7 protein-coding genes are annotated in these 22,340 nt (G+C 70.6%); 2 read left to right on the top strand and 5 right to left on the bottom strand.

Features of this window, described 5'->3' with window-relative positions; genetic code table 11:
• Positions 1 to 3: 3 nt before the first annotated feature.
• The 5 genes from ACQ5DX_RS01205 to ACQ5DX_RS01225 all read right to left on the bottom strand — a co-directional run bounded on the left by ACQ5DX_RS01205 (position 4) and on the right by ACQ5DX_RS01225 (position 4,428).
• Positions 4 to 408, bottom strand: a complete 405-nt coding sequence (locus ACQ5DX_RS01205; RefSeq protein ID WP_430330880.1) for a DUF4240 domain-containing protein — start codon at positions 406 to 408, stop codon at positions 4 to 6.
• Positions 409 to 473: 65 nt separating this feature from the next.
• Positions 474 to 1,013, bottom strand: coding sequence for a cytochrome C5 (locus ACQ5DX_RS01210; protein ID WP_430330881.1), 540 nt, complete (start codon positions 1,011 to 1,013; stop codon positions 474 to 476).
• A gap of 31 nt (positions 1,014 to 1,044) precedes the next feature.
• Entirely contained in the window at positions 1,045 to 1,884 is an 840-nt protein-coding gene (locus ACQ5DX_RS01215) for a tyrosine-protein phosphatase (RefSeq protein WP_430330882.1), read from the bottom strand.
• Positions 1,885 to 2,268: 384 nt separating this feature from the next.
• A complete protein-coding gene (locus tag ACQ5DX_RS01220) occupies positions 2,269 to 3,453 on the bottom strand; it encodes a hypothetical protein (protein WP_430330883.1) in 1,185 nt (394 codons plus the stop codon).
• Between the two features lie 36 nt (positions 3,454 to 3,489).
• Entirely contained in the window at positions 3,490 to 4,428 is a 939-nt protein-coding gene (locus ACQ5DX_RS01225; protein WP_430330884.1) for a methionyl-tRNA formyltransferase, read from the bottom strand.
• Between the two features lie 112 nt (positions 4,429 to 4,540).
• Between ACQ5DX_RS01225 and ACQ5DX_RS01230 the strand changes: the two genes are divergently transcribed.
• Both ACQ5DX_RS01230 and ACQ5DX_RS01235 read left to right on the top strand, forming a co-directional pair.
• The gene (locus tag ACQ5DX_RS01230; protein WP_430330885.1) at positions 4,541 to 5,341 is read left to right on the top strand and encodes an alpha/beta fold hydrolase; all 801 of its coding nucleotides are present in this window, start codon (positions 4,541 to 4,543) and stop codon (positions 5,339 to 5,341) included.
• Positions 5,342 to 5,464: 123 nt separating this feature from the next.
• Positions 5,465 to 22,255, top strand: a complete 16,791-nt coding sequence (locus ACQ5DX_RS01235; RefSeq protein ID WP_430330886.1) for an amino acid adenylation domain-containing protein — start codon at positions 5,465 to 5,467, stop codon at positions 22,253 to 22,255.
• Positions 22,256 to 22,340: the final 85 nt, after the last annotated feature.

Here is a 22,340-nt window from a genome sequence, read left to right on the forward strand (position 1 = left end):
CATCTAGATCAGGTCCAGCGGCTCCCCGAACCGGTGATGGTAGACCTCGTAAGCGAGCCCGCCGAGGTTGGCGGGATCACCGACGTCGATGTGTGATGGCATCCGGCTCGGGTCCGCCAGAACCGCTTCATATCTCAAGCGCCCCTGGCTGACGACCCAGTGCGCCGCGTCTTCCAAGCCGTCTTCGGACTCGTCGGGCCCGAGATGGGACCGATATGGCTCGTCCTGCAGCTCGGCGGCGAAGTCCAAGAACAGATCTTGGAACTTGTAGACGGCGTCCTTCGGCAGTCGTCCAAGAATTTCACGGAGGTGATCACGGCTCCGTGAGGACTCCTCGATGACGTCCCAGAACCAGTCGACGTCCGGACTCCCGTCGTGACGAACAGCGTCAGCCAAAGCCTCTTCCAATCTTCGACACGAGCGGGCCTACCGGCATCCCGGGATAGACGGAGACCACGCGTGTCGGACATGCCCTAGCGGTCGTCGGCCGAGCTCAGGTGGTCCAGCAGACCGTCGAGCGACTCGAACTCGACGACCTCGACGTCGTCGTCCTTCTCGTCGTCGTCCTTCTCGTCGACGGCGACACCTTCGACGCCGAGATCCTCGTCGAGTTGGACGCGGATCCAGCTGTCGGGGAACTGCTTCGGTGCGGCGAAGGAGAGCAGTACCGCGTCGTGAAAGACGACCACGGACCGGAGGGCCAGGTCATCGCGCAAGTCGGTCGCTTCGCTCACGCTCTGATCGCCGACCGCCTCCTCGATCTCCTCGGCGACCGAATCGACGATCCGCTCCCATCGCGCATCGGTGATCGTGAGCACTCGTTCGACAGCGGCAAGGAGCGCCCTGGTGTCCACGTCGGAGCGGTCGTCGATTTCGGGGTCGACGTTCACGTTGACGTCGGTTCCGGTGGCACGCATCCGAGCGGTTCCGAAGACGAATCCGTCGTCGGCCTGGGGCGCCGTCAGCAGCCCCGTCCGAGCAATCTCGTCCCTGAGTCGGTCGATCGTGTCCATCGGGACTGTGCCCCTCCGCGGTTGATGTGGGTCAGACCAGCAGACGTGTGCGCAGGGTGTCGATGGTCTGCTGGTCGACTCCCAGGCCCTTGCGGACGTAGTTGTCGACGCTACCGTACAGCCGATTTACCTGGGCGAAAGAGGCGTCGAGCCAAGACTTCTCGACGGCCTTGTCGCGGCCGAGATACGTGTTGCTGGCGAGGAAGTCCTGGTACACCGTCTCCTTCGGCACGCCCAGCAGCGTGAGCAGGACAGCGGTGCTCCAGCCGGTGCGGTCCTTGCCGGCGCTGCAGTGGTAGACGGTGGCGCCGGTGGTGTTGTCGGCGATCGCCTCGAGCAGGTCGCGGAACGCGACGTCGGAGCCGCGGTAGGTGACCATGAACGGGTAGCCGATGGACTGGCCGATGTCGGACGACCCGTTCACCGCGGCATCGATCAGTGCGCGGCCCAACGTGATCGGCACGAACTCGTGGAAGGCGATCCCGTGCTCGAGCGAGACGACGTCGGCCACCTGATAGCGGGTACCTGCGGGGATCCGATCCGGATCGTCCTTGCGCTCCCACATGTTCCGCAGGTCCACGTCGAGCGTGACGTTCGCGGCGGTGAGCTTCGCGAGATCGGCATCGGTGAGCGAGCTGAGCTTGTTGGAGCGGTACACCAGCCCGGTGCGGACGTGCTTGCCGTCGGACGTCTCGTAGCCGCCGATGTCGCGGAAGTTCTTCGCCCCCTCGAGACGGATCTCGGGGGTGGCCGTCGTGTCGGTGGCCGGTTCGGCGCTCGCGAGTGGAGCGGCGACCACCGGCGCGACCAGCGCGAGCAGGCCCACGATCATCAGGAGCAGTCGATTGAACGCGGTACGTGTCGATCCCATGGGTCCTCGCGAGTGACGGCGGGTGCGAGCGGCCCGGTGCCGCCGCGGATTCGCAGGGAGGGTAGCCGTTCGCGGGCGGCTGTGTCCGGCGAATGGGCAGGTCGTCGCTATCGGTCGACGTGGACCAACCGGATCCCGGCTGCCGAGAGCAGCGCCGCCGCGGCCAGCCCGACGACGACGCCGAGCGCGGGAAGACCAGCCACGGTGGTCCGAGGTCGGCGGGGTAGAGGCCTTCACCGATGCCGGTGTAGGGGTTCTTCGGATCGCGGGGTTGGTCGCCGACGACGTGGGTGATGGCCGGAGGCCAGATGTGTTCGGCGCCTGCGACGGCCAGACCTGCAAGACCGCCGAGGATCACCAGCGCTGTGGGTCAGGACGCCGGTGTCAGGCATCCGGTATCGCGAACGCGGCGCGGATGCCGGCGAAGAGATCCCCGGTATCGGCGCTGTAGGTCGCCGCGGCGTCCGTGAGTGCGCCCATGGCGGCGTCGAGCGCGTCCGGGTGCTGCGCGCTGAAGATCGCGTTGATCGCGAAGGACGGCCGATGGACAGGTCCCCTGTCGAAGGGGTTGTGCGCGACGTCGTGCGATCGGTCTGCGATCGATGTGTCCCACGTCAGGCTCACGCCACCGGGAAACTCCTCATCGCGTAGGTGAGCGTGTGCGGCTTGCAGGTCGTGGAACGGTTCGGGTAGGTCGTCGCCGAATTCGAGTGCGGTGAGCGCCGGTGCGACCCAATCAAGTCCGGCGAGACCGGCGTACTCGTAGCAGGAGACGACGCACCACCGTGCGAGCCGGCGTAGATCGGCCTCGCTCATGGCGGCGATCGACTCCGCGAGTGCACGGTCCACCCGCGCGATGTCTTTGCCGTGGAAGAAGCGTTGGAGTTCCGGAATCGGTTCGCCGCCCCATGCGTCCCGTTCGGCGGCCTGTGCTTCGATGCGCAGTTCGTCGACGTGGACCGTTCTCGACGGCTCGCCGTCGGCGCCGAAGACCGTGATCCATTGTGGCTCTTCGTGTTCGATCGGGGTGGAGTTCGTCTCGGAGAGCGGCACGTTCTCGGGCACGCCGTAGCCGGGCATGTGCCACTGGGCCGGTGGCCGCAGCGAGCTGCCGTCGTTGGGCCACAGGCGGAATCGCCACTCGTCGCCGGGAGTGGTGGTTCCCGGCCAGCCGTAGTTGACGAACCCCCTGCCGGATACCTCGATCACGTAGTTGCCCTCGGGCACCGGGATCGGGTCGAAATCGGTACCGGGCGGCGAGTCGTAGTACAGCGTGGCGTTCGGCCCGACCCGCAGCGGGGATTCGCTGACCTGCTGCCAGTCGTCGCGGTCGTCGTCGGGGCGCGCGCTCCACACCTCGACCCGGACCGGCATCTCGAAGTTGTTCTGGTGCGGGCACAGGACGACCACGGTGTTGCCGTCGCCGGCGGTCGGATGATCCGCCATCGCCAGTTCGGCGAGTTCGAAGGCATCCTCGAAGTCTCCGAGGCCGCCGTAGATATAGAACTGCCCGTAGTCCATCCCCAGTGTCAACGACTGTGCGCTGACCATTTCCGCCCCTGAAGTCACCGCCCGATCGTGACACGGCGTACCGACAGGTGGCGATCAGCGCCCCAGGTACCCGCCCCCGTGCGGGAAGAACTCCTTGCCCGACATCTCGGTGCCGTCGTCGAGGCGGACACGCTCGATCACCAGGCCCTTGTTCTGCCCGGTGCGGGCGTCGGGACCGGCGACGATGACCATGCCGTCGCCCTCGTGGATGAAGACGCGACCGGGGGTGCCGCCGTAGTTGCCCGTCGACACCGACGACCGCAGCACGCGGATGCGTCGGCCCTTGAACGTGGTGAACGCGTTGGGGTACGGGTCGGACTGGGCGCGCACCAGACGCTCGATCGCGTCGGCCGGCCAGGTCCAGTCGATGCGGCTGTCCTCCGCGGAGCGCTTGTGGAAGAACGTGGCCTGCGTGCGGTCCTGCGGCGTCCAGTCGGTGCGGCCGGACTCGATGAGCGCGAGCGCGTCGAGGGTGATGGGGCCGATCATGTCGACGGTGCGGTGGAACAGGTCGGTGACGGTGTCCTTCGGTCCGACCGGCGTGGAGCGCTGCAGGACGATGTCGCCGGCGTCGAGTTCCTCGTCCATCAGGTGCGCGGTGAGGCCCACCTCCTGCTCGCCGTTGATGAGCGCCCAGATCAGCGGGGAGAAGCCGGTGTACTTGGGCAGCAGCGAGTCGTGGATGTTGAGGGTGCCGTAGCGCGGCGCGGCGAACACGTCGCGCGGCAGCCACGTCCGCCAGTTGTTGGCGACGATGATGTCCGGTTCGGCGGCCTCGAGCGCGGCCTTGAAGTCCTCGTCGGGCCGGTTCGCGATGTGGACGGGAACCCCGTGCTCGGCGGCAAGGTCGGCGACCGAGTCGGCCCACATCTTCTCGTAGGCGTGCTCACTCTTCGGGTGCGTGATGGCGAGCACGACCTCGTGATCCGAATCGAGGACGGACTGCAGGGTACGGTGGCCCCAGGTTTGGTAGCCCAGTGTGGCGACTCTCAACGCGATCCTCCTGGTCGGGTTGTGCCGGAACAGCCGCCACTCGCGACGACCACAGCAAATTAGGTTACCCAACCCTATTCGACGTAGTGAACGCAGCACGAGGAAGGCCGACATGCCCATCGCCACCATCAACGGGATTCCTCTGAACTACCAGGTCAAGGGCGAGGGCGACCTCGTCGTGATGATCATGGGCACGGGAAGCCCGGGCCGCGTGTGGGACCTGCATCAGGTGCCGGCGCTGCAGGCCGCCGGTTACCGGGTGTGCACGTTCGACAATCGCGGCATCGCGCCGTCGGGGGAGAGTGTCGACGGCATCACGATCGAGGACATGGTGGCCGACACCGCGGGGCTGATCGAGCTGCTCGGCGGCCCGGCCCACCTCGTCGGCACGTCGATGGGCGCGCGCGTCGCGCAGGAGTTGGCGCTGGTGCGCCCGGACCTGGTCCGCAAGGCGGTGTTCCTCGCCGGCCATGCCCGCATGGACCAGTTCCAGCGCACTCTCAACGAGGGTGAGCGCGAACTCGGGGAGTCCGGGGTGACCCTGCCCGCGAAGTACCGCGCCGCGGTCACCGCGGTGATGAACCTGTCGCCGGCCACGCTGGCCGACCAGCACGCGGCTCGCGACTGGCTCGACGTCTTCGAGTTCTCCACCGGTAAGGCCTCGCCGGGCGTTCGCGCACAGCTCGCGATGGACCGCGACTTCGACCGGGTTCACGCCTACCGCGGCATCACCCGACCGTGCCTGTCCGTCGGGTTCGCCGACGACCGCATGATCCCGGCCTACCTGTCGAAGGAGGTGGCCGACGTCATCCCGGGTGCCGTCTACCAGGAGATCCCCGACACCGGGCACTACGGCTACCTCGAGCGTCCCGAGGCTGTGAACAAGGTCGTGCTCGACTTCCTGGCCGGCTGACCCGTCACCTCGCGGACGGGGAGGTGACCGGATGACGACGGATCGCTGGGTTAGCCTATCCTAAATTCGGAGAACCCTGCGTCCGTCTCGTGCGGCCGCGTCACGACGGACGATCGGATCTGTATGTCTGCGGACCACTTCCCGGCTGCCCCCACTCATGACGAGTCCGTCGCCGGCCTACCGGTCACCGCGGCGCAGTCCGAGATCCTCGTTGCGCAGCAACTCGATCCGCAGAGCACGGTCTACAACCTGTCCCTCGTCGTCGAGGCCACCGGGCCGATCGACGTGGACCGCGCCGCCCAGGCGATCCGCCGGACGGTGGCCCACGCCGAGGCGCTGCACGTCCGGTTCCGGGTGGATGAGGATCGCACGGTCCGGCAGGTGCCGGCGCCGTCGGACACGTGGACGCTCGACGTGGTCGACGTGCGCGACGCCGCCGATCCGGAGGCCGCCGCGCAGGAGTGGATGGACCGGGACATGGCGACGGTCGTCGACGTCACCGGCGACGACGCCCTCTTCGCGCACGCGCTGCTCCGCCTCGCCGACGACCACACCGTCTGGTACCAGCGCTACCACCACAGCATCATCGACGGCTTCGGGATCTCGCTGATCGTCGCCGACATGGTCGCCCGCTACGACGATCCGAACCTGGAGTCGACGGCGGGGGAGTGGGCGCTGCGCGACCTGGTCGACGCCGATCTCGACTACCGCGGATCGGCCCGCTTCGAATCGGATCGGGACTACTGGCTCGGCGAGATCCTCGACGCGCCCGAGCCGCCGCAGATCTGTGCGGCCGGCGCCGACTCGTCCGCCACCCCTGAGTCGACGACGGTGACGATCGACGGTGCCATCGCGGACGCGCTGTACGCGTTCGCGGCCGCGGCGGGCATCCGTCGCACCCGGCTGCCCATGGCGCTGATCGTCGCCTACCTCCACCGCGTCACGGGGCTGCGGGACCTCACGGTCTCGGTGCCGATGGCGGCCCGGGTCGGGCGCGCGATGCGCCGCACGCCCGGTATGGCGTCGACGATCCTGCCGGTGACGTTCCACGTGGATCCGGCCGCCACCGTCGGCGACCTCGCGCGTGCGATCGACGCCCAACTGGTTGCCACGCTGCGCCACGGCCGTTTCCGCGGCGAGGACCTCGCCCGCGAGGTGCGCGCGATCGACCCCGACCGCCGCGTGTTCGGTCCCGGCATCAACTCGATGATGTTCGAGCACGTGCTCGAGTTCGACGGCAATCCCGCGCACATCCGCGGATCGGTCACCGGGCCGGTCAGCGACCTCGACTTCTCGATCCAGGGCGGCGAGGACGGCGAACCGATCCGGATCGACCTGCGAGCCCCGGCCGGGCAGCGCGAGGAGCTGTTGCGACACGAGGAACGCCTGGCGCACTTCGTGTCCCAGTTCCTGCGGGATCCGATGGCCGCGGTCGGCGAACTGGAGCCGATGACCGAAGAGGAGCGCCACCGGGTCCTGCTCGACTGGAACGACACAGCCGAGCCGCAGCCGTCGCACACCGTCCCGGAACTGTTCGCCGCCGCCGTTCGTCGCGACCCCGACGCCGAGGCGCTCGTGGCCGGTGGTCGTCGGCTGACCTACCGCGAGTTGTCGGAGCGCGTCGCCCAGCTGGCGCACCACCTGCGCGGGCGTGGGCTGGCGCCGGAAGAGGTTGTGGCCGCGGGTCTGCCGCGATCGGCGGAGATGGTCGTCGGACTGCTGGCGGTGCTGTGCGCGGGCGGTGCGTTTGTGCCGCTCGATCCGTCGTGGCCGCAGGAGCGACGAGATTCCGTGCGCGCGGATGCTGGGGCCCGTCTCGTGCTCACCGGTCCGGGCGGGGTGGACGCCGGTGCGGACGCGGTGGACGTCGACCTCGACGCCTGGGCGCACGACGATCAGCCGACGGATCTGCCGGACAGGCGGTTCGACGGTCGGCGCCTCGCCTACGTGATCTTCACGTCCGGGTCCACCGGCCGGCCCAAGGGGGCGATGATCCGTCACGAGGCGATCTGCGCACGCCTGCTGTGGCAGCGCGACCGGATCCTCGGCTTCGGGGCCGACGACGCGTCACTGTTCAAGGCGCCGCTGTCCTTCGACATCTCCGTCAACGAGATCTTGCTGCCGCTGGTGTCGGGAGGCCGCCTGATCGTCACCGAGCCCGGCGGCGAGCGCGATCCGCAGTACCTTCTCGATCTCATTGCGCGCGAACGGGTCACGTTCGTGTACCTGGTGTCGTCGATGCTCGACATCCTGCTCGACCTCGCCCGCGGCACCGACCTGCTGTCGGGTCTGCGGCACGTGTGGTGCGGCGGCGAGGTGCTCACCCCGGACCTGTTCGACCGGTTCCGGCGCCAACTGTCGACGACGCTGTACCACGGGTACGGTCCGGCCGAGGCCACGATCGGCGTCTCGCACGTGATCTACCGCGACGACGCCACCCGCATCGCGACGTCCATCGGCCGCCCCAACCCGAACACCCAGCTGTACGTGCTGGATTCGCAGCTGCGACCGGTGCCCGAGGGTATCGGCGGCGAACTGTACGCGGGCGGCTTCCTGCTGGGCCGCGGCTACGTCGGCGCACCGGGCCTGACGGCGTCGCGCTTCGTCGCGAACCCCTTCGCGGACGACGGGTCCCGCCTGTACCGCACCGGCGACCTGGCGCGCTGGAGCGCCGACGGCACCCTCGACTTCCTCGGCCGCGCCGACAACCAGGTCAAGATCCGCGGCATGCGCCTCGAACTCGAGGACGTCGAGGCGGCGCTCGCATCCAACCCGGATGTGCGGCACAGTGCCGTCCTCGTCCGCAAGACCCCGGCCGGGGCTAATTACCTTGCCGGGTATGTCGTTCCGGACGGCGACCGTGTGCCCTCCGCCGACGGCCTGCGGGCGTGGGCGTCGGACAAACTGCCGGAGTACATGGTGCCGTCGGCGTTCGTCGTGCTCGACGAGTTCCCGCTCACCCCGAACGGCAAGCTGGACCGGCGCGCGCTGCCGGAGCCCGATCGGAGCACCGCGAGCGAGCACGTCGCGCCGCGGACCGACCTCGAGTCGCGGCTGTGCGCATTGATCGCTGGTGTGCTGGGACTCGATCGGGTGGGCGTCACCGACGACTTCTTCGCCCTCGGCGGCGACAGCATCGTCGCGATCCAGCTCGTCAATCAGGCTCGCCGCGAAGGCTTCTCGATCAGTGCGCGCGAGATCTTCCAGCTGCGGACCGCGGGCGCGCTCGCGGCGGCGCTCGACGGGCGGGTGGCCGACGCGGCCGACTCCGACGACGTCGCGGTGGGCGAGGTCGCGGCGACCCCCGTCGTCGCCCGCGTGTGCGCCGCCGGCACCGACGTGCGCACCTTCCATCAGTGGGTGCTGATCCAGACTCCGGCCGGTCTGGACGAGCGGACCGCGACGGCGGCCCTGCAGGCGGTCGTCGACCGGCACGATGCCCTCCGCGGACGGTGGGACCGGGAGACCGGCACGCTCACGGTCTCGGATGCCGGCGCACCGATGACCGTCCACGTGTCGGACCTGCCCGACGGCCACGACATCGACGCCGCCGTGGCCGCCGACCGCGAGGCCGTCGTCGACCTGCTCGATCCCGAGTCCGGAATCATGCTGCAGGCGGCGCTGTTCCGCCCCGCCGACGGACCCGGACGGCTCCTGCTCGTCGCACACCACCTCGTCGTCGACGGCGTGTCGTGGCGGATCCTGCTGGAGGACTTCGCGCGGGCCGCCGCCACGATCCTCGCCGGCGCCGAACCCCTGACCGGCTCGGCCGGTGCCGACCTGCCGCCGGTCGGGACGTCGATGCGCCGGTGGGCGCAACTGCTGGACGAGCGTGCCCGCGCCGGCGCATTCGACGCCGACCTCGGCTACTGGCGCTCGGTCACGGCCCCCGGCACGCTCGAGATCGGCACGCGTGCCCTCGATCCCGACACCGACACGTGGGCCACCGCCGCGACCACGACGGTCGAGACGACGCCCGACGTCGCCGCGCCGCTCCTCACCGATGTGCCCGCCGCCTACCACTCCGGCGTGAGCGACATCCTCGTCACCGCACTGGCGCTCGCACTGCGACGCTGGCGGGGCGGTGACGGCGGTGAGCTCGGCGTGCTGGTGGACCTCGAGGGCCACGGCCGCGAGGAACACCTCGTCCGGCGACTCGGCACCGCGCTCGACCTCTCCCGCACGGTCGGCTGGTTCACCACCGTCTACCCGGTGCGCCTCGACGTTCGGGGCGAGGACGTCCCGTCCGCGCTCAAGTCGGTCAAGGAACAGCTCCGCCGGATCCCGGACACCGGATTCGGTTACGGCGCACTGCGATACCTGAGCGATGCCGGTGACGGGCTCGCGTCGGGCGCCACGCCGCCGGTGCTGTTCAACTACCTCGGCCGTGTCGCATCCGGTGTCGGTGTGGACTGGCTGCCCGTCGCGACCGGCGGCGCCAGCGATCCCGCGATGCCGATCGGACATGCCCTCACCGTCGACGTGATCGCTACCGACGGCCCCGACGGTCCGACGCTGCGCACCACCCTCACCCGGGCCGGGGCGGTGCTGTCGCAGACCGAGGTCGACGAGTTCGCCGCCCACTGGGCCACCGCGCTGAGCGAGATCGCCGCCGCGGCCGCGGACGGCGGCCACACCCCGTCGGACTTCCCACTGGTCTCGGTGGCGCAGGCCGACGTCGACCAGCTCGTGGAGTCGACGCCCGCGCTCGCCGACATCCTGCCGACCACGCCGCTGCAGGACGGTATCTACTTCCACAGCGTCTACGAGCGCGACGGCGTCGCCGACACCGAACCGGACCCCTACGTGGTCCAGCAGGTCGTCGAACTGACCGGTGCGGTGGACGCGGTTGCCCTGCACCGGGCCTTGCAGGGCGTCGTCGACCGCCACGACGTTCTGCGGGCCGCACTGGGACCGCTGTCCGACGGCCGAGTGGTGCAGGTGATCTCGGCGCGGGCGGACGTCCCGATGACCGTGCTCGACCTGTCCGGCGACCCCGAGTGGTCCGCCACCGTCGACCGCTTGCTCGCGGCGGACCGGTTGCGCGGCTTCGACTTCGAACGCCCGCCGCTGGTGCGCTACACGCTGGTGCGGATCGAACCGTCGAAGTTCCTGCTACTGCAGTCGATCCACCACGTCGTCGCCGACGGCTGGTCGGTGCCGGTGATGCTGCGGGAGCTGATGGCGCTCTACAGCCCGGCCGGGACGCCGCTCGCGCTGCCCGCGCCGGCACCGTACCGGAACTACCTGGGGTGGCTCGGGTCCCGCGACCGCGACGCGTCGCTCGAGGTGTGGCGCCAGGCGCTCGCCGGCGCCGACGAGCCGCCCGCGCTGCCCGGTGCCCCGGCCGCGGGCGCGGAGGGCGTCCGCAGCGTGGAGGTCGGGCTGTCGGTGGACGCGACCGAGGCACTGGACCGGCTGGGCCGGGAGCGGGGCCTGACCACCAGCACCCTGGTCCACGGTGCGTGGGGGCTGCTGCTGGCCCGCCTGACCGGGCGCCGGGACGTGCTCTTCGGCTCGACGGTGTCGGGCCGCGGCGGCGACCTGCCCGGCATCGAGACGATGGTCGGACTGTTCATCAACACCGTGCCCGCCCGACTGCGGGTCCGTCCCGACGAGACGGCCGCCGACGTCCTGGCGCGCTGGCAGGCCGGGCAGTCGTCGCTGCTCGACCACCAGTACATCGGCCTCGGCGAGCTGCGGCGCCTGACCGGGCTGCAGGAACTCTTCGAGACGCTCGTCGTGGTGGAAAACTACCCGATCGGGAACACCGCGATCACGGATCCGTCCGGCGCCGTGCGGCTCACGGGCATCCGGTTCGACGAGCACCCGCCGTACCCGCTCACGCTCATCGCGGTGCCCGGCGACCGGCTTCGGTTCGAGGTCAAGTACGACGCCGCCCGCGTCGGTGACGCGACGGCGGCGCAGATGGCCGACGGCCTGCGCGCGCTGCTGACGGTGCTGCCGGAGTCGATCGACCGCCCGGTCGCGGCGCTCGCGCTCGCCGAGAACCCGACGCCGGCCCCGTACGCCGCGTTCCCCGACACGACGGTGACCGCGCTGCTCGACGAGCAGGCCCAACGCACCCCCGACGCCGTCGCGGTGGTCTTCGAGGGCACGTCGCTGACGTACGCGCAGCTGCACGAGCGTGCGAACCGCTTGGCACACATGCTGATCGAGCGTGGCGTCCGCCCGGAGGCGAAGGTGGCCGTCGCGCTGCCGCGGTCGCTCGAGCTGATGGTGGCGTTGCTCGCGGTCGGCAAGGCCGGCGGCGCGTACGTGCCCCTCGACACCGGCTATCCGGCCGAGCGCCTCGAGTACATGCTCGAGGACTCGGCACCGGTGTGCGTGCTGACGGCGGCGGACATGGCGGCGGACCTGCCGCACGGCGTCGCCGAAACGATCCTCGTCGACCGGATCGACCTGGAGGCCTGTCCCGCTGCGCGGCCCGAGGTTGCGCTGTGCCCGGGACACGCGGCGTACGTGATCTACACGTCCGGCTCCACAGGGCGTCCCAAGGGCGTCGTCGTCCCGCACGCCGGCGTGGTGAACCGACTGCTGTGGATGCAGACGTTCCGGCCGATCCTCACGACGGATCGGGTGCTGCAGAAGACGCCGTCGAGCTTCGACGTCTCGGTGCCCGAGTTCTTCGGTCCGCTCGTTGTCGGCGCGACACTCGTGCTCGCGCGTCCGGACGGGCACCGCGACCCCGAGTACCTGGCCGAGCTGATCGTCGCCGAGCAGATCACCCGCGCCCACTTCGTGCCGTCGATGCTCGAACTGTTCCTCGCCGAGCCCAAGGCACGGGCCTGCGACGTCCTGCGGGTGGTCGCGGCGAGCGGCGAGGCATTGCCGCTGCCGGTGGCGCGCCGGTTCGCCGACGTGTTGCCCGGGGCGGTGCTCGACAACCTGTACGGACCCACCGAGGCGTCGGTGGAGGTCAGCTTCGCCGCGTCCGTGCAGGAGCTTCCGGCCTCCGCGGCCGCGGTCCCGATCGGCCTCCCGGTCTCGAACACCGGCCTGTACGTTCTGGATCCGTACCTGCAGCCGGTCACCTGCGGCGGTACGGGGGAGCTGTATCTCGCCGGCTCTCAGCTGGCCCGCGGCTACCTAGGCCGGCCGGCCGTCACCGCCGACCGCTTCGTCGCCGACCCGTTCGGAGCCCCCGGCGAACGCATGTACCGCACCGGTGACGTCGTGCGCCGGAACGCCGACGGCGCGATCGAATACCTGGGCCGCGCCGACGATCAGGTGAAGCTGCGCGGATTCCGTATCGAGCTGGGCGAGATCGAGGCCCAGCTCGCCTCGCACCCCGACGTCGCCCATGCGGCGGCGGTGATCCGGGAGGACATCCCCGGTCACCAGCAGCTCGTCGGCTACCTCGTCGCCGACCCTGGGATCGACACCGAGACGGTCCGTCGCCACCTCGCCCGGTCGCTGCCGGAGTTCATGGTGCCGACCGCGCTGGTCGTGGTCGAGGCGCTGCCGCTGAGCCCGAGCGGCAAGCTCGACCGCCGCGCCCTCCCCGCGCCGGTTGTCGAAACACGCACGAGCACTGCCCTTTCGGCTCCGGCCGGTCGGGCATCCGTGGTGGCCGGCCTGGTCGCCGAGGTGCTCGGCCGCGCCACCGTCGGCGAGGACGACGACTTCTTCGCGCTCGGCGGCGACAGCATCCTCGCGATCCGTCTGGTGAACCTCGCCCGCCGCGAGGGCATCTCCATCACCCCACGCCAGATCTTCGAGCAGCGCACGCCGCGGGCCCTCGCGCGCCTGATCGGTGACGGCGACGCTCCGGACGCCGAGGACGCGCCCACCCGGACACCGGTGGTCACCACCGGCGACGTGCTGCCGATGCCCGTCGTGCACCGCCTCTCGGAGTGGAGCGGGGGCACCGACCGGTTCAACCAGGCGGTCCTGCTGCGTACCCCCGTCGGAGCAACCGTCGAAAACCTCACGGCCGCACTGCAGTCCGTTCTCGACCACCACGACGGCCTGCGTCAGCGCCTGACCCGGCACGCGCCGGGTGTGTGGTCGCTGCACATCGCCGAGCACGGCGCCGTCGCGCCGTCGCTGCGCCGCGTCGACGTCGCCGGCCACGACACCGCGCAGTTGCGCGCGGTGATTGCGACCGAATCATCCGCCGCGGCCGACCGTCTCGACCCGGAAGCGGGCGCGATGGTCGAGGCCGTCTGGTTCGACGCGGGCGACGCCGACCTCGGACGCCTGCTCCTGGTCGCCCATCACCTCGTCGTGGACGGTGTGTCGTGGCGGGTGCTGCTCGAGGACCTGCCGATGTCGTGGGTGGCGGCGCAGTCCGGACAGTCCGCCGCGCTCGACCCCGTCGGTACCTCGCTCGAGGAGTACGCGGAACTCGTCACGGTGCAGGCCCAGCAGCCCGCGAGGCTTCGTGAGCTGGCCGGCTGGACCGAGACCACGGCTCCCGGAGCCGAACTGGTGCCGTCCGCGCAGGGCGATGCCACCATCGGCACCGGATCCAGCCGGACCGTCCGGCTGTCGGTCGCCGACACCGAGGCCGTGCTCACCGCCGTGCCCGCGCTCGCGCACGCCGACGTCACCGATGTTCTGGTGACCGCGCTGCGCATCGCGGTCACCCGCTGGTTCGCCGCGCAGGGCCGTGAGTCGGACCTGCTGATCGACCTCGAGCGGCACGGCCGCGAGGAACTGGCGCCGGGTGTCGACCTGTCCCGCACCGTCGGCTGGTTCACCAACATCACCCCGGTGCGGCTGCCCGGCGGCACCGACGGTCTCGACGCGCTCAAGTCGGTCAAGGAGGCGCTGCGCGCGGCGCCGGATGGCGGCATCGGCTTCGGCATGCTGCGCTACGCCAACGCCCGCACCGCTGGGCTGCTGTCCGCGGGATCGCCCGCACAGGTGCTGTTCAACTACCTGGGCCGGATGCCCGCCGGGCTCGTCGGACCGTGGACCACGGCTACCGAAACAGATTCGCTGGCAACCGATCCCGATATCGACATGGGTGGTCCGTACCGGCTGCTCGTCAACGCGCTGTGCGAGGACACCCCCGACGGCCCGGTGCTCGGTGCCGTGTTCGGGTGGTCAGAGCCGGACCTGTCCGCCGCCGACGCCGAGGCGATCGGTGACGGCTGGGCGGCCGCGCTGCGCGAACTCGTCGCGGTCGCCGAGGGCCACACCGGTCCGGGTGCGTTCACCCCGTCCGACGTGCCGCTGGCGGCGCTCACCCAGGCCGAGATCGACGCCGTCGTCGCGGCCGCACCCGAGGGCGTCGAGACCGTCTGGCCGCTGTCGCCGCTGCAGGAGGGCCTGTACTTCCAGGCCGGCATCGCCGACGGCGCCGACATCTACACCGCCCAGTTCTCGCTGGACTTCGACCGACACCTGGACGTGGAGCGGTTGGCCGCCGCGATCCGCACGCTGCAGCGCCGTAACCCCACGCTGCGCGCCGGATTCGTCAGCGCGGGCCTCACCGCGCCGGTGCAGTTCGTCAGCGCCGGACTCGACGTCCCGATCACGGAGGTCGACCTGCGCGGCCTCGACGACGCGGCGCGCGAGGAACGGGCCGCGCAGTCGATGCTCGAAGACCGGCTCACCCCGTTCGATCTGGCGGCACCGCCGCTGTGGCGGGCGATGGTCCTGCGCCTCGGCGAGGACCGCGACCGCCTGGTGATCAACCGTCAGTTCCTGCTGTGGGACGGCTGGTCCAACGGCCTGGTCGTCAGCCAACTGCTCGCGCTGTACCAGACCGGCGGCGACGACACCGGATTCGTCACGCCCGACGGCGGATTCGACGACTACCTGGCCTGGCTCGCCGACCGCGACGACGAGGCCGCGCGCGCCGTGTGGACGCGGACGCTGTCCGGACTCGCCGAGCCGACGCTGCTCGCGCGCCGCACGGGTGACCCGGCGGGCCTGCCCGCCCGCCGCGACGCGGTGCTGTCGCGGGAACTCGGCGAGCGCCTGCGCGCGCAGGCCGCGCGGGCCGGTGTGACGTTCAACGCGATCCTGAACGCGGCTCTCGGACTGGTGCTCTCGGCGGCGACCGGCCGGGGCGACGTCGTGTTCGGCACCACCGTCGCGGGCCGGCCGCCGGAGGTGCCGGGCATCGACTCCGTGGTCGGCATGTTCCTCAACACCGTGCCGGTGCGGATGGCGCTGCGGCCCGACGAGTCGGTCGCCGATCTCGTGCGGCGCACCCAGGCCGATCGGCTCGAGCTGATGCCGTACGACTACCTCGGACTGGCCGCGATCCAGCGGACGAGCGAGCACCGCGAACTGTTCGACGTGCTCTACGTGCTGCAGAACTTCGTCGACGAGAACCAGGTGTCGGCGCTGCACGCCGCGCACGACATCAGCGGCGGCGACAGCATCGACCACACGCACTACCCGCTCACCGTGGTCGTCACCCCCGGCGCCGAGACCAAGGTGAAGTTCGAGTTCCACCCCGACAAGGTGTCGGCGCCGGACACCGAGCGGATGCTCGCCGGCTTCGTTCGCCTGCTCGAAGGGTTCGCGGACGACGTGGAACTGCCGGTCGGCAGGACCGACGCGCTCGCTCTCGAGGACCGGGTCCGCCTCGATGCGCGCCTGACCGCGACCGCACACCCGGTGCCGGAGCGGACGATCGCCGACCTGTTCGCCGAGACCGCGGGACGGATTCCGGACGCGACCGCGCTGGTGTTCGGTGCCGACACCGTCAGCTACGCCGATCTCGACGCCCTGGTCAACCGGATGGCACGGGTGCTGCTCGCGCACGGCGCCGGCCCGGAGCGGATCGTCGCGCTCGCGCTGCCGCGCTCCGTGGAGACCGTCGTCGCGCTGTTCGCGGTGCTGCGGACCGGCGCCGCGTACCTGCCGCTGGAGCTGGATCACCCGGCGGAGCGCCTGGTCGCGATGCTCGACGACGCGCGCCCGGTCACCATGGTGACCACGACGGCGGTCGCTGAAACCCTCTCGGCGGCAACGGTCGACACGATCGTGATCGATGATCCGGCGGTGCGCGCGCACCTCGACGGCGCCGACGGCGCGGCACTCACCGACGCGGAACTCGGCGGGTTCGCGCCCGGCACTCCGGGACGGATGGATCATCCCGCGTACGTGATCTACACGTCCGGATCCACCGGTCGGCCGAAGGGCGTCGTGACGCCGTACCGCGGTCTGACGAACATGCAGTACAACCACCGCGAGGCGATCTTCGACCCGGTCGTGCGCGGCGAGGGCGGACGCACGCTGCGCATCGCGCACACCGTGTCGTTCGCGTTCGACATGTCGTGGGAGGAACTGCTGTGGCTCGTGGAGGGTCACGAGGTGCACATCTGCGACGAGACCCTGCGCCGTGACGCGCAGGCGCTGGTCGCATACGGCGACGAGCACGAGATCGACGTCGTCAACGTGACTCCCACGTATGCGCGGCACCTCATCGAGGAGGGGTTGCTCGACGACGGGCAGGGACGGCACCGGCCGCCGCTGGTCCTGCTCGGTGGCGAGGCGGTCTCCGATCAGGTGTGGGACGCGTTGCGCGACATCGAGGGGACCTGCGGCTACAACCTGTACGGCCCCACCGAGTACACGATCAACACCCTCGGTGGCGGCACCGCGGACAGCGCGACCCCGACGGTGGGCCGGCCGATCTGGAACACCGTCGCCCACATCCTCGACGGCTGGTTGCGTCCGGTCGCCGACGGCGTGCCGGGCGAGTTGTACATCTCCGGTGTCGGGCTCGCGCGCGGCTACCTCGACCGGTTCGGCCTCACCGCAGAGCGGTTCGTCGCCGACCCGATCGTCGGCGGCGGCGCACGCATGTACCGCACGGGCGACCTCGTCCGGCGCGGTCCGGACGGCAACATCGACTTCCTCGGCCGCACCGACGACCAGGTGAAGATCCGCGGGCACCGCGTCGAGTTGGGCGAGGTTGAATCCGTGCTTGCCGCGCACGACGCGGTGCGGCAGGCCGCGGTGATCGCGGACGCCGGTCCGGGCGGGATCAAGCGGCTGGTGGCCTACGTTGTAGGCGGCGAGCCGCCCGTGAGCACTTTCGGTAGCCAGGAGCTCGCAAAGTACGCACGGGCAGTGTTGCCTGAGTACATGGTTCCGGTCGCGTTCATCGCAGTCGACACACTGCCGATGACGGTCAACGGCAAGCTCGACGTGCGGGCGCTGCCGGCCGCGGAGACGGTACTCGGCCGGGCTACCGGTGAATCCCGTGCGCCGCGGGGCGCTGTGGAGGAGACCCTGTGCCGACTCTTCGGCGAGGTCCTCGAACTGGACGGCGATCTGGGCATCGACGACAACTTCTTCGACCTCGGCGGCCACTCGCTGCTCGCCACCCGGCTGATCAGCCGGGCCCGCGCGGAACTGGCCGCCGACCTGACGATGCGCGACCTGTTCGAGGCGCCCACGGTTGCCGAACTCGCAGAACGAATTGCGGTCCGCGACGGGTCGACGCGACCGGTGCTGGTCGCGGGGGAGCGGCCCGAACACCTGCCGCTCTCGCCGGCGCAGCAGCGGCTGTGGGTGATCCAGCAGATGGAGAAGGGCACCGCCGGCTCGTCGAATGCGTATAACTTCCCGCTGGTGCTGCGCCTGCGCGGCGACCTCGATCCGGACGCGTTCACCGAGGCCCTCGCCGACGTCGTCGCCCGCCACGAGGTGCTGCGCACGGTATTCGGTGAGCACGATGGTGAGGCGATCCAGGTGATCCTGGAGGGCGTGCGGCCCGAGGTGTCCGTCGTGGACGCCGAACCCGGCGAGGCACCGGCACTGGTGGCCGCTGCGGTGGCGCGCCCGTTCGACCTCGCCACCGAGATCCCCGTGCGCGCCACGGTGATCCGGGTGCGCGAGGGGGAGCACGTGCTCGCGCTCGTGCTGCACCACATCGCGACCGACGAGTGGTCGGACCGGCCGTTCCTGCGGGACCTGATGATCGCCTACACCGCGCGCACACAGGGTGCCGCACCCGCGTGGACGCCGTTGCCGGTGCAGTACGCGGACTTCACGCTGTGGCAGCGCGCGCTGCTCGGCGATCCGTCCGACGCGGATGCACTGATCAGCCGCCAGCTCGACTACTGGGCCGGTGTTCTCGACGGCGCGCCGGAGGAACTGGCGCTGCCCGCCGACCGCACCCGCCCCGCGCGGCCCAGCTTCGTCGGCGGCGCAATCGAACTCGACCTCGCCGCCGACACGACCGTGGCGCTGCGGGCGCTGGCCCGCGCGCACGGCGCCAGCATGTTCATGGTGCTGCACGCCGCGTCCGCGACCCTGCTGCAGCGGCTCGGTGCCGGCGACGACCTACCCCTCGGTGCGCCGGTCGCCGGTCGCGCCGAACAGGGACTCGACGAGTTGGTCGGCTTCTTCGTGAACACGGTGGTGCTCCGCACCGACGTGTCGGGCGACCCGACGTTCACGGACCTGCTGGCGCGGGTCAAGGAACTCGACCTCGCGGCGTTCTCGCACGCCGACGTGCCGTTCGAGTCCGTCGTCGAACGCGTGAACCCGGCGCGCACACTGGCCCGGAACCCGCTGTTCCAGGTGATGGTCGGCTACCACAGCCGCACTGCCGAGCCGGCGGCGTCGGCGGACCTGGCGCTCGCGCCGGTGTCGATCGAGGAGCGCACCGCGAAGTTCGACCTGGTGTTCAACTGGACGGAGTTCCTCGACGAGGACCGCGTGCAGTTGCGCCTCGAGTACAGCGCCGACCTGTTCGACCACGACACCGTCCACCGCATGGCCCGGCGCCAGGTGGCGGTCCTCGGGACCGTCGCCGCGGAGCCCGCGACGCGGGTGTCCGAGGTCGAGGTGTTCCTGGCCGGCGAACACGACGCGGTGCTGCGCGAGTTCAACGACACCGCACGCCCGGTCGAGGAGCTGACGCTGCCGCAGGCCTTCGATCGATGGGTCCGTCGGACCCCCGACGCGGTGGCCATCGCGGACCGGGACGGCGAGGCGACGTTCGCGCAGCTCGACGAGCGGTCCCGACGCATCGCGGCCGTCCTGGCCGGACGCGGTGTCGGACCCGAAAGCGTGGTGGGACTCGCGGTTCCGCGGTCGGTGGACATGGTGGCCGCGGTGCTCGGCGTGCTCCGCCTGGGTGCGGCGTACCTGCCGCTCGATCTCACGCATCCGGCCGACCGCATCACGTACATGCTCGCGGATTCCGGTGCCGACGTGCTGCTCTCGACCGCGTCGGAGTCGGCGCGCGTCACGGCCGATCTGACGCGGGTGGTGCTGGACGATCCGGCCGTGCGCGACGAACTCGCGGCTCCGATGCCGGGCGATCTGCCCGCACCGCCACCGGGCCTCGACCACGCGGCCTACGTGATCTACACGTCCGGTTCGACCGGACGACCCAAGGGCGCCGTGCTGCCGCACGAGGGCATCATGAGCCTGGTCGCGACGGCGGAGGACCGGATGAAGCTGACCACCGGGTCGGTGGTCATGCAGTTCGCTTCGGTCGGATTCGACGTGGCGGTGTTCGAGCTGTCGATGGCGCTGTGCACCGGTTCGACGCTGGTGATCATCCCGGAGGAGGCGCGCGTCGCCGGGCCGGAGCTCACCGACTTCATGCATGAGCGCGGTGTCACGCATGCAATCCTGCCGCCGTCGCTCATGGCCGCGCTGCCGCCGGTATGCCTGGTGCCCGAGGGCTGCACGGTCCTCGTCGGCACCGAAACGGTGCCGCCGGACCTGATCGGGCGGTGGGCCGAGCGGCTGAACCTGTTGGCCGCCTACGGCCTCACCGAGGCGACTGTGAACAACACGCTGTGGCAGGCGCAGCCCGGTTGGACGCAGTCGGTGCCGATCGGCATCCCCGACCCCAACGAGCAGGCCTTCGTGCTCGACGACCTGCTGCGTCCGGTGCCGCCGGGTGTCGCGGGCGAGTTGTACATCGCCGGACGCGGTCTCGCCCGCGGCTACCTCGGCCGGCAGGCGCTCACCGCGGGCCGGTTCGTCGCGAATCCGTTCGGCCCGGGCCGCATGTACCGCACCGGCGACCGGGCCCGGTGGCGCGTGGACGGGAACCTCGACTTCCTGGGGCGCGTTGACGACCAGGTGAAGATCCGTGGTTTCCGGATCGAACTCGGCGAGATCATCGCGGCGCTGGCAAGCCACCCGGCGGTCAGCCAGGCCGCGGTGGTCGCCGACCGCGACGGCGGCATCACCCGACTGGTCGGCTACGTGTCGCCCGAGTCGGTCGACGGCTCCGATGCCGTTCAGGCCGTGGACGCCGCTGAGGTTCGCGCGCACGCCGCGCAGAAGCTCCCGGACTACATGGTGCCGACGATGGTGGTCGTGCTGCCCGGCGCGCTGCCGCTCACCCCGAACGGCAAGCTCGACCGCAAGGCGCTGCCCGTGCCGGACTGGGCGACGCTCGCCGGCGACGGCAGCCCCCGCGACGACGTCGAAATCGAACTGTGCGAACTCTTCTCGCAGATCCTGCATCTCCCCGCGGTGGGCATCCACGACGGATTCTTCGACCTCGGCGGACACTCGATGGCGTCGATGAAGCTCGTCGGCCGGGTCCGGGCCGTGTTCGGGTGCGAGATCACCATCCGGGACGTCTTCGACGCGCCCACGGTGGCCGAACTGGCCGAGATCGTCCGCCGCGCCGCCACACCGGCGCGGCCGGCGCTGGTCGCGTCCGGGGCCGCCGATCCCGTGCCGCTGGCGCCGGTGCAGCGACTGCACTGGCTGCGGCACCGCGCCGCGGGCACCTCCGCGCGAGCCGATCACGCACTCGCGCTGCAACTGCGCGAGCGTATCGACGCCGAGGTGCTGGTGCGGGCGCTCGACGACGTCGTCGACCGGCACATCCCGCTGCGGACGGTGTTCGCGCCCGACGGCACCGAGGTATTCGCGTCCGACGGCCCGCGTCCGGGTGTGGACGTGATCGAGGTGGGCGACGACGACCTGCACCGCCGCGCCTACGAACTGGCACAGCTGCGGATCGACCTCACCGGGGAGGCGCCGCTGCGCGTGCACCTGGTGAGCAACGACGCCGGGCGCCAGGTGCTGCTGCTGACCATGCACTACCTCGCGGTGGACGAGTGGTCGGTGGTGGCGCTGCTCGGTGACCTGTTGTCGGCCTACGCATTGCGCGCCGGGGGAGCCGAGCCGCAGTGGGAGCCGCTCGCGGTGGAGTACCCAGACTACGTGCGCTGGCAGCACCAGTTGCTCGGTGATCCGGCCGATCCGTCGAGCCGGCACGCCGTTCAGCTGGCGTACTGGCGGAACAGGCTGTCGGGCATGCCCTTCCGGCTGCATCTCCCCGCCGCGGCGGGGGTGCGCGAGCCGCGCCGCGAGATGGTGCCGATCGAGATCGACGCCGATCTGCACGACGGCATCGACCGGCTTGCGGGCCGCACCGGAACGAGCATGTTCATGGTGCTGCAGGCGGCGTTGGCGACACTGCTGACGAGGAGCGGTGCCGGCAGCGACATCCCGATCGGCTCGCTCGTCGCGGGCCGGACCGAGGACGGTCTCGCGCCGATGATCGGGTGTTTCTTCAACGTCGTGGTGATGCGGACCGATACGAGCGGATCCCCGGAGTTCGAGGAACTGCTCGCTCGCATCCGTGTCTCGAACCTCGAGGCCTTCGACCACCAGGACGTCGGATTCGCCGATGTCGCAGCCGAACTCGATGGTGAGGCGGTCGGCGTCCGGTATCCGCAGGTGATGCTGGTCCACCACGAGCAGGCCCGTTTCGATGCGCTCGAGGGCGTTCTCGACGGCTTCCTGCCGGTGCCGGTCGGGATGCCGTCGGCGGAGTTGACTCTCAGCTTCTACGAGCCGGTGGGGCCGGGCCCGGTCCATGCGCACTTCGAGTTCTCCACCGGTGCGCTCGACCGCGACGCGGTTGTGGGCTGGGCGCGCGAGCTGTCGTCGTTGCTGGCATCGGTCGTCCACGCGGAAGGTACGGACTGAATCGAGTTGCTGTGATGAGTCACACGCGGCCGCTGATATCGGTAGCCTCCCCTAATGAGGGTAGCCTTTGCTACCTTCTGCAACG

The sequence above is a fragment of the Rhodococcus sp. ACT016 genome, assembly GCF_050477185.1.
Taxonomy (GTDB): domain Bacteria; phylum Actinomycetota; class Actinomycetes; order Mycobacteriales; family Mycobacteriaceae; genus Prescottella.

Excerpts from the sequence above, each read along its gene's own strand:
- ACQ5DX_RS01235 (WP_430330886.1), top strand. The coding sequence starts at position 5,465 with ATGTCTGCGGACCACTTCCCGGCTGCCCCCACTCATGACGAGTCCGTC.
- ACQ5DX_RS01215 (WP_430330882.1), bottom strand. The coding sequence starts at position 1,884 with ATGGGATCGACACGTACCGCGTTCAATCGACTGCTCCTGATGATCGTG.
- ACQ5DX_RS01230 (WP_430330885.1), top strand. The coding sequence starts at position 4,541 with ATGCCCATCGCCACCATCAACGGGATTCCTCTGAACTACCAGGTCAAG.
- ACQ5DX_RS01210 (WP_430330881.1), bottom strand. The coding sequence starts at position 1,013 with ATGGACACGATCGACCGACTCAGGGACGAGATTGCTCGGACGGGGCTG.